The sequence below is a fragment of the Micromonospora sp. URMC 103 genome (assembly GCF_051386435.1).
GTDB lineage: Bacteria > Actinomycetota > Actinomycetes > Mycobacteriales > Micromonosporaceae > Micromonospora.
Window position 1 is genome coordinate 1,588,174 of record NZ_JBPQTR010000005.1, and the last position, 13,757, is coordinate 1,601,930.

General features: G+C 72.3%; 9 protein-coding genes. 5 read left to right on the top strand and 4 right to left on the bottom strand.

Annotation, left to right across the window (positions count from 1 at the left end; genetic code table 11):
• Positions 1-17 precede the first annotated feature (17 nt).
• Positions 18-830: an alpha/beta fold hydrolase gene (locus ACSNOA_RS20400; protein ID WP_436660535.1), complete on the top strand. Its 813-nt coding sequence runs from the start codon at positions 18-20 to the stop codon at positions 828-830.
• 71 nt (positions 831-901) lie between these two features.
• Here the strand turns inward: ACSNOA_RS20400 and ACSNOA_RS20405 are convergent, their stop codons facing one another.
• From ACSNOA_RS20405 to ACSNOA_RS20415, 3 genes are all read right to left on the bottom strand, one after another.
• Entirely contained in the window at positions 902-3,730 is a 2,829-nt protein-coding gene (locus ACSNOA_RS20405) for a M36 family metallopeptidase (RefSeq protein ID WP_436660537.1), read from the bottom strand.
• A gap of 408 nt (positions 3,731-4,138) precedes the next feature.
• Positions 4,139-5,455: a hypothetical protein gene (locus ACSNOA_RS20410; RefSeq protein WP_436660539.1), complete on the bottom strand. Its 1,317-nt coding sequence runs from the start codon at positions 5,453-5,455 to the stop codon at positions 4,139-4,141.
• 14 nt (positions 5,456-5,469) lie between these two features.
• Positions 5,470-6,996 carry an alkaline phosphatase D family protein gene (locus ACSNOA_RS20415; protein ID WP_436660541.1) on the bottom strand — a complete coding sequence of 509 codons (1,527 nt, stop codon included), beginning with the start codon at positions 6,994-6,996 and terminating at the stop codon, positions 5,470-5,472.
• 153 nt (positions 6,997-7,149) lie between these two features.
• Here ACSNOA_RS20415 and ACSNOA_RS20420 point away from each other — a divergent pair, with 153 nt between their 5' ends.
• From ACSNOA_RS20420 to ACSNOA_RS20430, 3 genes are all read left to right on the top strand, one after another.
• Positions 7,150-8,496 carry a M14 family zinc carboxypeptidase gene (locus tag ACSNOA_RS20420; protein WP_436660543.1) on the top strand — a complete coding sequence of 449 codons (1,347 nt, stop codon included), beginning with the start codon at positions 7,150-7,152 and terminating at the stop codon, positions 8,494-8,496.
• 106 nt (positions 8,497-8,602) lie between these two features.
• Positions 8,603-9,718: a DUF4185 domain-containing protein gene (locus tag ACSNOA_RS20425; protein WP_436660545.1), complete on the top strand. Its 1,116-nt coding sequence runs from the start codon at positions 8,603-8,605 to the stop codon at positions 9,716-9,718.
• Positions 9,719-9,753: 35 nt separating this feature from the next.
• Positions 9,754-10,305 (top strand): hypothetical protein, encoded by a 552-nt coding sequence (locus ACSNOA_RS20430; protein ID WP_436660547.1) that lies wholly within the window; start codon positions 9,754-9,756, stop codon positions 10,303-10,305.
• 398 nt (positions 10,306-10,703) lie between these two features.
• On the opposite strand, the gene ACSNOA_RS20435 is transcribed toward ACSNOA_RS20430, so the two are convergent.
• Positions 10,704-12,563, bottom strand: coding sequence for a CocE/NonD family hydrolase (locus tag ACSNOA_RS20435; protein WP_436660548.1), 1,860 nt, complete (start codon positions 12,561-12,563; stop codon positions 10,704-10,706).
• 247 nt (positions 12,564-12,810) lie between these two features.
• On the opposite strand from ACSNOA_RS20435, the gene ACSNOA_RS20440 reads away from it, so the two are divergent.
• Positions 12,811-13,737 (top strand): acetamidase/formamidase family protein, encoded by a 927-nt coding sequence (locus tag ACSNOA_RS20440; protein ID WP_436660550.1) that lies wholly within the window; start codon positions 12,811-12,813, stop codon positions 13,735-13,737.
• Positions 13,738-13,757 lie beyond the last annotated feature (20 nt).

The following is a 13,757-nucleotide window of genomic DNA, read 5'->3' on the forward strand; positions in this document are numbered from 1 at the left end:
CCGGGAGGTCGCGCGCCATGGCCCTCATCACCGCACCCGACGGCGAGAAGATCACCCTGCACTCGACCGGCGCCGGCCCCGACGTGGTCGTGGTCCACGGCGGCGGGGTCACCATCGAGCCGTACCGGAGGCTGGCCGCCGCCCTCGGCGACCGTTGCACCGTGCACCTCTACAACCGCCGGGGTCGGGCGGACGCCCCGGCCCGACGCGAGCCGTACACGGTGGAGCAGGACATCGAGGACCTCGGCGCCGTGCTGGAGCACACCGGAGCGCGGGCCGTGGTCGGCCACAGCTCCGGCGGGTTCATCGCGCTGCGCGCGGCGCTCGTGCTGCCCATCGCGCGCCTCGCGCTCTACGACCCGGCCGTGGCCGTCGGCGGCGCGTTCAGCCTGGATTTCCTCCCGCCGGCGCGGGCGGCCCTGCGTGCCGGTCAGACCGCCCGCGCCATGGCGATCGTCGGGGCCGCCATCAACCCGCAACTCCCGGGGTCCCGGCTGCCTCTCGGCGTGCAGACGGCGATCTGCCGGCTGTTCCTGCGCACCGGCGTCGGGCGCCAGATGGGCGAGCTGCTCGACGTCACGCTCGACGAGGACGACGAGATCGCGGCGCACGCCGGCGCGCCCGAGCAGTACGCGCCGATCGCCGCGGAGGTCCTGTTCTCCTACGGGCAGGACGGACCGCCGTTCTACCCCGACATCGCTGCCGCGCTGGCACCCGTCCTACCCCGCATGCGCGTCCTGCCCATCCCGCGCTGCGGGCACGACGGCATCAACCGGGCGCCGGCCCGACTGGTGGATCCCTTCGCCGCCTTCCTCACCGCCGCCGCCTGACCTGCGCGGGGCGTACGCGCCGGAGGGAGCGTCCAGGACGGACGCTCCCTCCGGACTCCGCGCGCCTGCGGTCAGTCCGTGAACCGGAAGTAGGCGCGGTACTGGAAACCGTCGTCCAGGGTGAGGACGAACTCGCGGCAGGTGCCGGCCCAGGCGGGGTCGGTCTTCCACGGGTAGTTGTACTGGCCCTTGGCGTTCGCCGACAGCTTCGACCCGCCCGGGTTGCGGGCGGCGACCGGAAGGGGTCGCGGCGTCGTGGCGCCGTCCGGACCGACGGTCCGGAGTGTCTCGCAGTCGACCAGCCGGGAGTAGGGCGAGCCGCTCGCGAGGATGTCCAGGCCACGGTTACCGGCGAGCTGGAACTTCATCGGCACGGCGGCACCGGCCGAGACGGTGTTGAGGGCGGGTTGCGCGGCCCGGCCGACGAAGTCGGCGCGGCAGGACGGGTGGGTGTCGAACGCCTCGCTGTTGTCGTTGCGCCCGGTGGTGCCCTGGACGGCGCTGTAGCCGAGGCCGCGGCGGGCGAAGGAGGCCCACAGGGTGCAGGCGTTCTCACCGCCGGTGAGCGCGGCGTCGGCGGCGATGATGGCGTTGCGACCGGTGACGAAACCGGGGCCGCAGCCCTGCATCTTGAGGCCGTCGATGACGAGCTGGAGGGCGAGGTTGTTGCCGCCGGTGTTCCACGACTCGTAGACGTTGGGGTTGAACCCGTGCCGGTCGACGAGGTCCCAGGTCATGTCCCACAGGACGGAGGCCCAGCCGTGGCCGATCCCGTGCGGTGCGGCCAGGGAGGTGCCGTCCAGCCAGCCACCGGTCTTGATGCTGTCGTACGTGAACGGCTGGATCTCCATGTTGCGCGAGTACGGCCGCGGCCGGATCCCCGGACCCACCCGGCTGTCCTGGAACAGGGCGTACTGGCCGTAGCCGCGGGCCTGCTCCGGATCGTCGATGGCGGGGTTGAGCAGCGAGACGATCGCGAGGAAGTCGCTCCAGCCCTCACCCATCTGCTCCTCGCCGGTGAGGCAGTTGACGGTCGCGCCGCCGGTCAGCCGGTTGGAGACCCCGTGGCCGTACTCGTGGAAGATCGTCTCGGACCGGAACGAGGCGTCCCGCATGGGCGGCCGGGCGAGGTTACGGTGGACGCGACCGGGCGCCGGCGAACCCGCCTTGATGGCGGTCCCGTCGGCCTGGCTCACCATGACCGCCGGGATGCCGACCTTCGGGCTCATCGAGCCGTTCATGACCACCGGTGCGCCCTCGGCGTTGTTGACGACCACCACCGCGGTCGCGCCCGCCGCCTCGGCGTTGACCACCTGGGTGTGGTAGTTGCAGCCGCTGGTCCGGTCGACCACCGCGATCGCGCCGTCGGGCAGGCTGTAGGCGGTGCAGCCGTCGCCGCCCGCGTCCACGCCGTCGTCGACCACCACCAGCTGGCCGGCGAACCCGGCGCTGGTCGGGGCCGGGGTGAACCGGGCGTACTCCGCCTCGTAGGTGCGGGCGGCCGGGCCCGCGCCGACCGTCACGGCGTTCGGCAGGCCGAACTGGTTGCCCGGCCAGAGGAACATCTGCATGCGGGGGCGACCGCCGTCCATGGCCGGCGTGGAGAAGTTGGCGTTGTTCTGGCCGGAGCCGTCGTGCGCCTCGCACTGCACGTCGTCGCCGCCCGCGCCACCGCGCCCGTAGTTGTTGACCTGGAAGTTGCCGGACGCCTCGTCGAAGCCGTACCGGTAGGTGATGTCGTGGACCATGTTGCACCAGTAGAACTGGTTCACCACGGCGGCCTGCGCGTACGTCTGCGGGTGCTCGTTCAGGTCCGCCGGGAAGTTGAAGTCGAGCCTGGCTCCCCCGTCGGCCGGGCTGCCCGGGTCGATCTGGTTGTTGGCGTCCCGGTCGGTGTACGCGTGGGCGTTGTTGCCCCTCGTGGTGGTGTGCTCGGCGCCCGGAGCGCCGTCGGTGTCCTGCCAGCCGTACGGCGAGGCGGTCCCGTCGGCCGGGTTGGTGACGACGCTGCGCGGGCCGTCGTTCGGGTCCCCCTTCGGGAACTCGAAGACGGTGTAGCTCGACCCGTCGTCGACCGGGTTCGGCGGGCGCACCCGCGTGGCGGGGACGCTCTCGGTGGCGATGGTCGTGGCCGGGGCCTCCCGGCGGCCCAGCGTGCTGGCCAGGTCCTCCGGGCTGTCCTGGTGGGTCCAGTCGTCGGCGCCCAGCAGGTCGCCGGTCTCGGCGTCGACGGTGGCGTTCCACAGGTGGACGTCGGAGGTGTCGTCGATGACGAGCTGCCAGGCCAGGCGCAGCCCGTCAGCGGTCGGCTGCCAGCCGAGGCGGGCGGGGATGGGCTGGTCGGAGATGCCGCTGCCGGAGACCACCGTGCGCTGGGCCGTCCCGCCGGCGCGGCTCATGACCCGGGCGTTCGCCGGCTCGGCGAGGTCGAGCGCGTCGGCCGCGGCGCCGACGGCCTCCACGGCGTCGAGGGAGGTGGCGCCGGAGGCGTCGGACACCCCGGGGACCAGGGAGTCCCCCACGAAGACGACGCTGCCGTCACGGGCCACGGTGACCGTCGCGATGGCGCCGAAGACCTCGAGGCCCTTGTGGCGTTGCGCGAGGTTGACGTGGGTGACCCCGTTGTGGCGGCTCGTGTAACTGGAGGCCACCGTGAGGTCGGCGAGGTCCGCAGCCGCGACACCGTACTCGGCGGGATGCGCCCGCAGGTAGTCGACGGCGATCTCGTTCGGCGCGCCGGCGCGGGGACCACTGAGGAACGTCGGCTTCGGCGAGCCCGGCGGGGCCGTCTCGGCCCAGGCAGGGCCCGCGCTCACCGTGGTGAGGGATGCGACGAGCATCGTGGCCAGCAACACCGCGGCGTTGCGTCGACCACGGGGCGGGCGGAAGTGTAGGGGCACCGCTGCTCCCTTCGGGAATGGGGAAAGTCAGCTCCGAGCGCGGCAGATCTCACGGCCGCCGCAGCGGCCCGCCGCGCGGATGCCGCGGCGCCCACCCGGAACGATCACAGCGCGTGGTCGCCCCGGCACGAGGTGAAGTGCATCGACGCTACGGGGGGACCCGCCGCCGGGCATCCGACGAGTGGCGAAATTTGTCGATGGATGGGTCCTACGCCTGTCGCGGCGCGGTCGGGTCGCCCGGTGGTCGCGCAGCCGTCCGGAACGCCGAGCCGGCCCGCCGCCGACGCGCGACGGCCCCGCCGGGTCGACCCGCCACCGACGCGTGACGGCCCCGCCGGGTCGACCCGCCGCCGACCCGTGACGGCCCCGCCGGGTCGGCGGGGCCGTCACCTCTTCCCTGCCGCCGGCTCAGCCCGCCGCGGCGGCCCGCGCCTTGAGCCGGCGCAGCTCCTCCGCGGTCATCAGCCAGGTGGAGTTCGACGCGCCCAGGCCGAGGAGCACCTGGTCGAACGCGTTGCCGTCGTTGTCGTCGGTGTAGCAGACGCTCACCTCGCCCCACGGGGACGCGGCCACCGCCATCTCGTCCTGCCGGCCCGTGGTGGTCTGGCTCAGCGCCTGCGCCGCCAGCCGGCCGGCGGTCGTGCCGTCGGGGTTGAGGCCCCGGGCCCACACGTCGGGGTTGGCGCCACCCACCGTCCACCCGACCACCACGTTGCCCTGGTCGTCGATGCCAGCGTCGGGGACCGTCGCTCCCGCGCCCGTGGAGACCTCGACCTCGTCGTGGCGTGGGGTGCCGGCGGCCGTGAACGAACGCGCCCAGACGCCCCGGGCGCCGGTGTGGTCGGACTCCCACGCGACGGTGAAGTCCCCGCCGGCGTTCGCGGCGACCGAGGCGTTCTGCTGCTGCCCGCCGCTCTGGACGTTGGCGGTACGCCGCGACAGCACCACCGCGCCGTTGGCCCGCGCCAGGCGGGTCAGCCCGACGTTGTACGCGCCGTTCGCGTCGGCGTCCTCGTCCCAGACGACCAGCGCCTCCCCGGACGCGGACACCGCCACGTCGGGCCGGTGGTGCGCTCCCGTCGTCTGCGAGGCCGTCACCTCGTACGCCTTCGTGGCGGGAGCCGTGAAGCCGGCGGCCTTCACGGTGGCCGGCGCGGTGCCCTGCACGTCCTCCCAGGCGACGGTGAAGCCGACCGCCGCCGTGGTGGGCGCGCCGTCGGGGTCCACGGCCACCGCGGGCGCGATCTGCTGCCCGGCGGCGCTGGCGTTGGCCTGGCCCGAGCCGACCACCGCCCCGGCCGGTGACACCACCCGGTACTCGATGTTGTAGACGCCGTTGCCGTCGCCGTCGGCGGCCCAGACCACCACGGCGTTGCCCCGGTCGTCGAGCCCGACGTCCGGGCTGATGTGCCGCCACGCGACGCCACTGGTGCCGCCGCCGGACAGCTTCAGCTCGTAGGCGGGCGTGCCGTCGCGGAACAGGCGTAGGAAGATCTCGCTGTGGGTGTCGTCCTCGGGCGCGGTGCCGTCCCGGTCGTCCTCCCACACCACGGCCACGTGGCCGTTACGGTTCATGGCGATGGCCGGCCGGTCCTGGTCTCCGCTGGAGTTGCTGTTCGCCGTGGTCCAGGTGACCGCCGCGGCGGTCACGGCGATCGGCGCGGCCGCCGGGACGACGCTCGGCACCAGCAGGGACGCGGCGAGCAGTGACGTGATGGGTGTCATGGGTCGCTGTCCTCCTACGCGGCCTGGAGGCCGGGCTGGCCGTCGAGAATCACGAACGAACGCACCGTCGACGCCGCAGCGCCGTGCTCGGTCACCGTGCTGACCGCGCGGAAGTCCGCGCGGACCTGGCTGCGGCCGATCGTGGTACGGACGTAGCCGCGCCGGTCCGAGTGGAACTTCAGGTGCGGGTTGGTGGCCACGTTCGGGATGGTGGTGCTGCCGCTGCCGTTGCCGCCGGAGGTGATCGAGGTGCAGACCAGCTCGGTGCCGATCGTGGCGGAGGCCGGGTTGGCGTAGTCGGCCTTGAGCTCGTTGGCCCACGACTTGTGCACGTCGCCGGTGAGCACCAGCGGGTTACGCACGGCACGCTGCTGCCAGCCCGTCTGGATGCGGCTGCGGGAGGCGCGGTAGCCGTCCCAGGCGTCCATGCTGGCAGCGCCGCTGGCGTCGAACTGCCGGGCGAAGAAGACCTGCTGGCCGATGATGTCCCAGGTGCCGTAGTGCTGCGCCAGCCCGTCGAGCAGCCAGGCCTCCTGCGCGGCGCCGGTGAGCGACCGCGAGGCCAGGTCGGCGTCCGCGCAGACCTTCCAGCCGTCGCCGCACGCCTGGTCGTCGCGGAACTGCCGGGTGTCGAGCATGTGGAACGTGGCGAGCTGCCCCCACCGGATACGGCGGTACAGGGCGATGCTGTTGCCGTTGGGCGCGGACGTGGGCCGTAGCGGCATGTTCTCGTAGTACGCCTTGTACGCAGCCGTGCGCCGGGCGGTCCACTGGGCGGCGGTCAGCGCCGGGCTGCTGTCGGCGCGGACCATGTTCGCGTAGTTGTTCTCCACCTCGTGGTCGTCGGGCACCACGAGCCAGGGCGCCGCCGCGTGCGCCGCCTGCAGGTCGGGGTCGGACTTGTAGAGCGCGTACCGCCGGCGGTAGTCGGCCAGCGACACGATCTCGCTGCCGACGTGCTGCCGCACCGCGGAGGTGTTGACGCCGCCCTCGTAGATGTAGTCGCCGAGGTGCAGGATGAGGCCGGGGTTGTCCTCGGCCATGCGGCGGTAGGCGGTGTAGTAGCCCGTCTCGTAGTGGGCGCAGGAGGCGAAGGCCATCACCAGGTCGCGGCCGAAGGTGCCGGGCGCGGGGGCGGTGCGCGTGCGCCCGACCGGCGAGATGTGGCCCTGCGCCCGGAACCGGTAGTAGTAGTCGGCGTCGGCGGCCAGCCCGCCGGCCACGACGTGCACCGAGTGCGCGTCGGCGTAGCGCGCCACCACCGAGCCGGAGGCGACCAGCGAGGAGAAGGTCGCGCTGGTCGACACCTGCCACTCGACGGTCACGTCCGCGTTGGCCATGCCGCCCTGCCCGTCGGCGTTGAGGGGTGAGGGGGCCAGCCGCGTCCAGAGGACGACGCTGTCGGGCGCCGGATCACCGGACGCCACACCGAGCTTGAAGGGGTACGGCACCGCGGCCCGGGCACTCTGCCAGGGAACCAGCGCGGCGCCGGCGGCGGACAGTCCACCCAGGACGAATATGCGACGGCTCAGCCTTGTCATGGCGGATACTTTCGGGACCGTCGATGAACGGCGGACGGGCGCGGACGGAATCGGAAGTGACAGCATCGCGTCCGCGTCAAGGCGGTCAGGTGTCCTGACCGCCGCCCGGTCCGGCCGTGTGACTCGACCAGCCACGACGAAGGGAGCCCATCCGTGACCGACAACCGGCACTTTCCGTGGAGACGCCGACTGGCAGCGATCGGTACGGCGTTCGCGCTCGGCCTCACGGCGGCGGTCGCGCCCTCGACCGGCGCCACCGCCGCGGAGTCCACCCTGCCGAGCGGCAACACCGCGTACCGGACCCTCGCCGACTACGAGCGCGACATGGCCACGCTGGCCGCCACGCACCCCACGCTGGTCAAGCCGATCACGCTGCCCTACCGCACGACCTCGGGACGCGTCGTGCGCGGCATCGAGATCAGCGACAACGTGGGGGTGGACGACGGCAAGCCGGTCTTCGTGACCGTGGGCATGCACCACGGCAACGAGTGGCCCAGCGGCGAGCTGACCATGGAGTTCGCCATCGACCTCGTGAAGAACGCCCGCAGGGGGCACGTCGCCGAACTGCTCGACCGGGCCCGGGTCGTGGTCGTACCGGTCGTGAACGTGGACGGCTTCGTCCGCAACCGCCGGCAGACCGACACCGACACGGACATGAACCGTAACTACGGGCTGGGCTGGCTGCCCCTGCCGTCCGCCGGTTCCGCCGCCTGGTCGGAGCCGGAGAGCCGGAACATCGCGTGGTTGCTGTCCACCCGGCAGGCGACCGTGTTCAACACCCAGCACACCTGCATCCAGGTGGTGCTCTATCCGCCGCTGCAGCTCGCGGCCGGGCCGGCGCAGGACGCGTCGCGTCTGCACCGGCTCGCGTCCGCCATCGCGGGGCACTACGGGCCCACGTACCGGGCGTTGCCGTCGGCCGAGGACTACGAGACGACCGGCGAGGCCATCGACTGGGCGTACTACGCCACCCGGGGCCTGTCGGTGACCAGCGAGACCTGCCCGAACCCGGGTATGGCCCGGACGTACCAGACGCAGGTCCTCGACACGTACGCCGCGCACCGCGCGGCCATGCTGGAGGCGCTCGGGACCGCCGCCGACCCGGCGGAGCACGCGATCATCGAGGGCAAGGCGCCGAAGGGCGCGGTGCTGCGCGTCACCAAGTCGTTCCCCCTGTACACGAACCCGTACGCCCAGCCCGACGGTGGCGTCCGGCCCTCGTCGTTCACCACCACGCTGACCTCGGACCTGGACGTCGTGCGACCGAACGGAAAGTTCCGCTGGGCGGTCAACCCGTCGTACCGCCCGGTGCCGGCCTACCAGGCCGACGGCGTGCACGGTGACCACCACGGCTTCTACACCGAGCCGTGGATCCTCACCTGCGAGCGCCGCGACGGCACGGTGTTGCAGACCACCCCGGTCAACGTGGACCTGGGTGACCGCGTCGAGGTCGACCTGACCCCGTGCAAGCGGAACTTCCACCGTAAGGACGTCCGCTGACGGGCGACCGGAAGCCTTGACCGCGTGGGGCGGGCGGCCGTACGTTGCGGCACAGCCATAGACGGGCTTCGTTGACACGGGGCCGCTCGCCCGACAAGGACCAGACATGACCCTCAACCGCCGGATGTTCCTCGGTACGGTCGCCGCGGCCGGTGTCGCCACGGCGCTCGCCCCGCACGTGGCTGCCGCGCCCGCCCGGGCCGCCACGTGGCGCAAGCGCCTCACGGGCGCCGACCTGGACACCAACCAGCACTGGCGGGTCGCCGGCACCGACCTCGGCATCCCCTACGTGCTGGAGAACGGCTCGATCGGCTACCTGTTCGGCGACACCTTCGACACGCCGTGGCCGGAGGGCCCGCCGCTGCCCAACGACTGGCGCTCACCGGTGATGCTGCGTTCGAACGTCCACCCGGGCGCCCCCGGTGGGGTGGTCTTCGACAGCGCGGCCCGCGTCGCCGGCAACGGCCGCGCGCCCGAACTCATGCACAACGGCCACAACGGGATCGGCATCGACGGTCTCTGGGAGGTGACCGTCATCCCCAACGACGGCGTCAGCTTCCCGGAGACCGGCCGGCAGGTCGTGTCCTACATGAGCATCGAGAACTGGAACTCCGCCGGCCCCGCGGGGCCGCACTGGAGGTCCCGCTACGCCGGGCTCGCGTACAGCGACAACGGCAACGACTTCGTCCGGACGCCGCTGAAGTGGTGGAACAACGGCACCAACACCGACCCGTTCCAGATGTGGACGATGCAGCGCGACGGTGACTGGGTGTACGTGTTCTCCGTGCGCGCCGGGCGGCAGGACGGGCCCATGATGCTCCGCCGGGTCCGGTGGGACCGGCTGTTCTACCCCGAGTCGTACGAGGGTTGGGGCTGGAACGGCAGCAACTGGGGGTGGGGACGGCCCTGCACCCCGATCCTCACGGGCCGTTTCGGCGAACCGTCGGTACGCCGGCTCGGCGACGGCACCTGGGTGATGTCGTACCTCAACGCCGCCACGGGATGCGTCGTCACCCGTACGGCGGCCGGGCCCGACCAGGTCTGGACCGCGGAGAAGGTCCAGGTCACCTCGTGGCAGGAGCCGGGGCTGTACGGCGGCTTCATCCACCCGTGGTCCACCCGTGCCGCCAACGACCTCCATCTGATGGTCTCGAAGTGGACGAGGACCCCGGACGGTCGCAGCACCGCCTACCACGTGAGCCAGTTCGTGGGATCCGCCTGACGCATACGCTCCGCCGCCCCGGGTAGCCGGTGCCCATGGCGCGCTACACGGACCCGGAGCTGAGGCAGAAGATCAAGGACGAGATCCAGTCCTCCGACCGGGGCGGCAGACCGGGGCAGTGGTCGGCACGCAAGGCGCAGTTGCTCACGAAGGAGTACGAACGGCGCGGCGGGGGCTTCGTGGGCCCCAAGGACGAGCGCCAGCGGTCCCTGCAACGCTGGGGCGCCGAGAAGTGGCAGACCCGGGAGGGCGACACGCGGGCACGCCGGGGCGACGAGACCAGTCGGTACCTGCCCAAACGGGCCTGGGAACAGCTCTCCGAGGAGCAACGCCGCGCGACCGACGCCAAGAAGAAGCGGGAGTCGCGCACCGGGCGGCAGTTCGTGGCGAACACCGGGCCGGCCAAACGGGCACGCAGCGACACCACGGCCGTCGAGCGGCTGCTGGACATGCGGGTCCCGGACGCGGTTAAACAGCTTCCGCACATGGACACGGGTCAGCTGAAGGCGGCGTTGCGACGCGAGCGTGACGGCAAGGGCCGCAAGACGCTCGTACAGCGCATGGAGACGGAACTCGACCGGCGCTGACGTCGTTTCCGGCTCCGGCCCTCTCCCCGCCGTCTCGTCGGCGTCACCGACTGTCACCACGTGTGAGGTGACGGCGTGTCACCGTCCGCCCGACCTCGTCACCTCCCCTGCGGACGCTTGGCTCTGCACCCACCGATGCACCACTGCGATGAGCTGCGGGAATGCGGGAGGTGCGCGAGCCGACGCGACGGCGACCGTCACCCACCGTGCCCGGTGCATATGAGGGTGCAGAGCAAAGGACGTGAGCAGGGTGCTGGCCGCGCCGGGCGCGGTGACACCCGGTGAGGGTGTTGGCCGAGCGGAACGCGCGAGAGACGACGCGCGGCCGCCCCACCCGGACCGGGTGGGGCGGCTGGCGCTCGTCCGTGCTCAGCGCTTCCCCGAACGCGCGCCCAGGGTCAGAAGCGCAGGGCCTCCTTGCCCCCGGCGACCGGAAGCTCGAGCCTGCTCCCGTTCAGGTGCACGGTGATCCGGCTACCGACAGCCTCGGCGTCGCGCGCCGGCCGGTTCGACGTCGGGTTCGCGTTGTAGTTGCCGGTGATGACCAGGCCGATCCGGTGCCCCGCCGGAACCACGTGCTCGGACGGAAGGGTCGTCCACCGCACGTTGTACTCGGCGCCGGGCGTCAGCGGCCGGCTCCGCCGGAGGTCGGGAGAGTTCTTGACGTCGACGTGACCCCAGGCCAGCACCCGCTCGGGCGTGATCGCGACGTCCGCCTCCATCGGCTCCGCGCACCCGGTCCGGTTGGCCAGGTCCTCGGGCTCGCAGGACTCCTGGACCACCTCCAGCGGCTCCTTGCCGGCCACGCTGACGGTCGGGCCCGTCCCGTAGTCGACGAGGAGCGCCGACAGCAACGCCGTCCCGGCCGTCGTGTCCATGCGGACGGCCACCTCGGGCGTGCCGGAGAGGCGCAGGTCCGCCGTGAGCGGAGGGGTCACGTAGGCGAGCCGGCCCGGGCTGGCCTGCTCCGCGTTGCCGATCTTCACGGCCTGCGACTCGATCTGGTCGACGAAGCTCTGGGTGGGGTCGCCCGTCGGCGCGTCGAGCGACAGGGTGCCCGCCGCGCCGGCCGTCGCCGGGCCGAGGCGCAGGTCGACCTTCTTGGCGTCCGCGTCCGGCCAGGTCGCGTGGGTCTCCCAGCTGCCGTCGGGCCGCTGGATGTCGGCCATCGGCTCGTCCATGATCCCGTTCGGGATGTCGTACAGCCAGTAGTCCATCCACCGGTGCATGACGGCCTGCCACTCGGCGGGCCGGAAGCTGGTCGGGTTGACGTGCGCGCCGCGGTGGAGCCAGATCTTGCGCGGCATCTGGCGCTTCTCGATCTCACGCCACAGGTCGGCGGCGTGCATGGTCTTCACGTTGTAGTCGGTCAGACCGTGCACCATGAACACGGACGTGCCCACCGTCTTGATCTTGTTGGCGTCCGGCAGGTAGTTCCGCTCCTGCCAGAACGGCGTGAAGTCGGAGGCGCTGGCCTCCTCCGCGTCGCCGAGCCCGGTGATGACCGACTCGCAGGCGGGCGCGGACACCGATCCCGGCGGCACCCGACCGACGGAGACGTAGTCCGCCAGGTACTCGGTGTACCGGAAGTCGACGTTCTCGCTCCACGTCGACCACGGGATTCCCTGGTCGTTGACGTACCGGTACCAGCTGGATATCGCGGAGATGGGCACCACCGTCCGGAGGCCGGGGACCCCCTCGGTGGCGACCGCGTTGGGCAGGGTGCCGACGTACGAGACGCCCTGCATCCCCACGTTGCCGCTGCTCCAGTCGGCGACCGCCGTGCTGCCGTCGGCGTGGAAGCCGGGCGCCCGCCCGTTGAGCCAGTCGACGACCGCCCGGATGCTGGTCGTGTCCTCGACGCCGCCCGTGGTGGGGCATCCGAACGACCGGCCGGTGCCCTGCATCTCCACCTGGACGACCGCGTAGCCCCGCGGGACGAAGTACTCGTCCCACCACCCCGGGAAGCCACGGGTCCGGTCCGGCAGCGGATCACCGGCGTCCCGACCGAAGTACGGGCTGGCCTCCATGATGGTGGGCACCCGCATGCCCGCCTCGGTCTCCGCCGGCCGGACGACGTCGACCGCTATCCGGTCCCGCCGGCCGTCGGCGTCGCTGTCCATCGGCGCCTCGACGTAGACGACCTCCTGGATCGCGTCCGCGTACGAGAAGACCGGCTGCGTGACACCGTTTCCGATCACGATCCGGGGCGGATCGGCCGCGGCGCTCGCCGCCACGGGCGGGCCCAGGACCGTCACCCCCAGGACTGTTCCGACGGCTACCAATCGCCGTGCAAACCCCATGTCCCTACCTCCGTCAGCTCCGAAGACACATGGTCGATACAGCCTCATCGATGCCGATCGAGCGGGTCAATGACCATCCGTAGCGAAGAGGTTCTGGTTGGTTACGACACCTGTCGGGCCGCCCCGGCTCCGGCGGCGGGGTGGGCCGCGCGGTCGGCGTGCACCCCTACCCGCATCCCGAGGCAGCAACTAGCCTGCCCAGATGCGACACACCCTCGTTCCCGGCGACGACACCCTGCACGGCCACTTCTCCCCCGACTTCCACCCGGTGCTCACCATCGAGCCCGGCGACACCGTCACGTACCGCACCCTGGACTGCTGGTGGTCGGCCGGCCCGTACACCGGCGGGCCGAACCGGGAACGGCCCCGGGTCCCGCAACACCGGCCCGACCACGGCCACGCGCTGATCGGGCCGGTCGCGGTCCGCGGCGCCCGCCCCGGACAGACCCTCGAGGTACGCATCGACGCCGTCGTCCCCGCCACCTGGGGCACCACGGTGGCCGGCGGCTGGCCGAGCGGCTTCAACCAGCGGTACGGCGTCGACGAGAAGGGTGTGGTGCACGCCTGGGAGCTGGACCCGGCGGCGATGACGGGCCGCAACCAGCACGGCAACATCGTCGACCTGCGCCCGTTCATGGGCGTGCTCGGCATGCCGCCGGCGGAGCCGGGGCTGCACTCGACGGTCCCGCCCCGGGCCTGGGGTGGCAACCTCGACTGCAAGGAGTTAACCGCCGGCAGCACCCTGCTGCTGCCGATCCCGGTCGACGGGGCGCTGTTCTCCGTCGGCGACGGCCACGCCGCGCAGGGGGACGGCGAGGTCGGCGGCACCGCCATCGAGTGCCCCATGGACGAGGTGACCCTCACCTTCGACGTCCGCGACGACTTCCCGGTGACCGGCCCGGTGGCCCGTACCGCGGACGCCTGGCTGACGCTCGGCGTCGGCGCCACCCTCGACGACGCCACGTTCATGGCCCTCGACTCGATGCTCACGCTCATGGAACGGTCGTACGGCATGACCCGCCCGGACGCGGTGGCGCTCGCGAGCGTGGCCGTCGACGTACGGGTGACGCAGATCGTCAACCAGACCGTCGGCGCGCATGCGGTGCTCCGGGACGGCGCGCTGCGCTGAGCCGCCGCGGGCGGCTCACG

What these genes read in the sequence shown, in the direction of transcription:
- ACSNOA_RS20400 (WP_436660535.1), top strand. Translation starts at nt 18, where the DNA reads ATGGCCCTCATCACCGCACCCGACGGCGAGAAGATCACCCTGCACTCG.
- ACSNOA_RS20410 (WP_436660539.1), bottom strand. Translation starts at nt 5,455, where the DNA reads ATGACACCCATCACGTCACTGCTCGCCGCGTCCCTGCTGGTGCCGAGC.
- ACSNOA_RS20415 (WP_436660541.1), bottom strand. Translation starts at nt 6,996, where the DNA reads ATGACAAGGCTGAGCCGTCGCATATTCGTCCTGGGTGGACTGTCCGCC.
- ACSNOA_RS20425 (WP_436660545.1), top strand. Translation starts at nt 8,603, where the DNA reads ATGACCCTCAACCGCCGGATGTTCCTCGGTACGGTCGCCGCGGCCGGT.
- ACSNOA_RS20430 (WP_436660547.1), top strand. Translation starts at nt 9,754, where the DNA reads ATGGCGCGCTACACGGACCCGGAGCTGAGGCAGAAGATCAAGGACGAG.
- ACSNOA_RS20440 (WP_436660550.1), top strand. Translation starts at nt 12,811, where the DNA reads ATGCGACACACCCTCGTTCCCGGCGACGACACCCTGCACGGCCACTTC.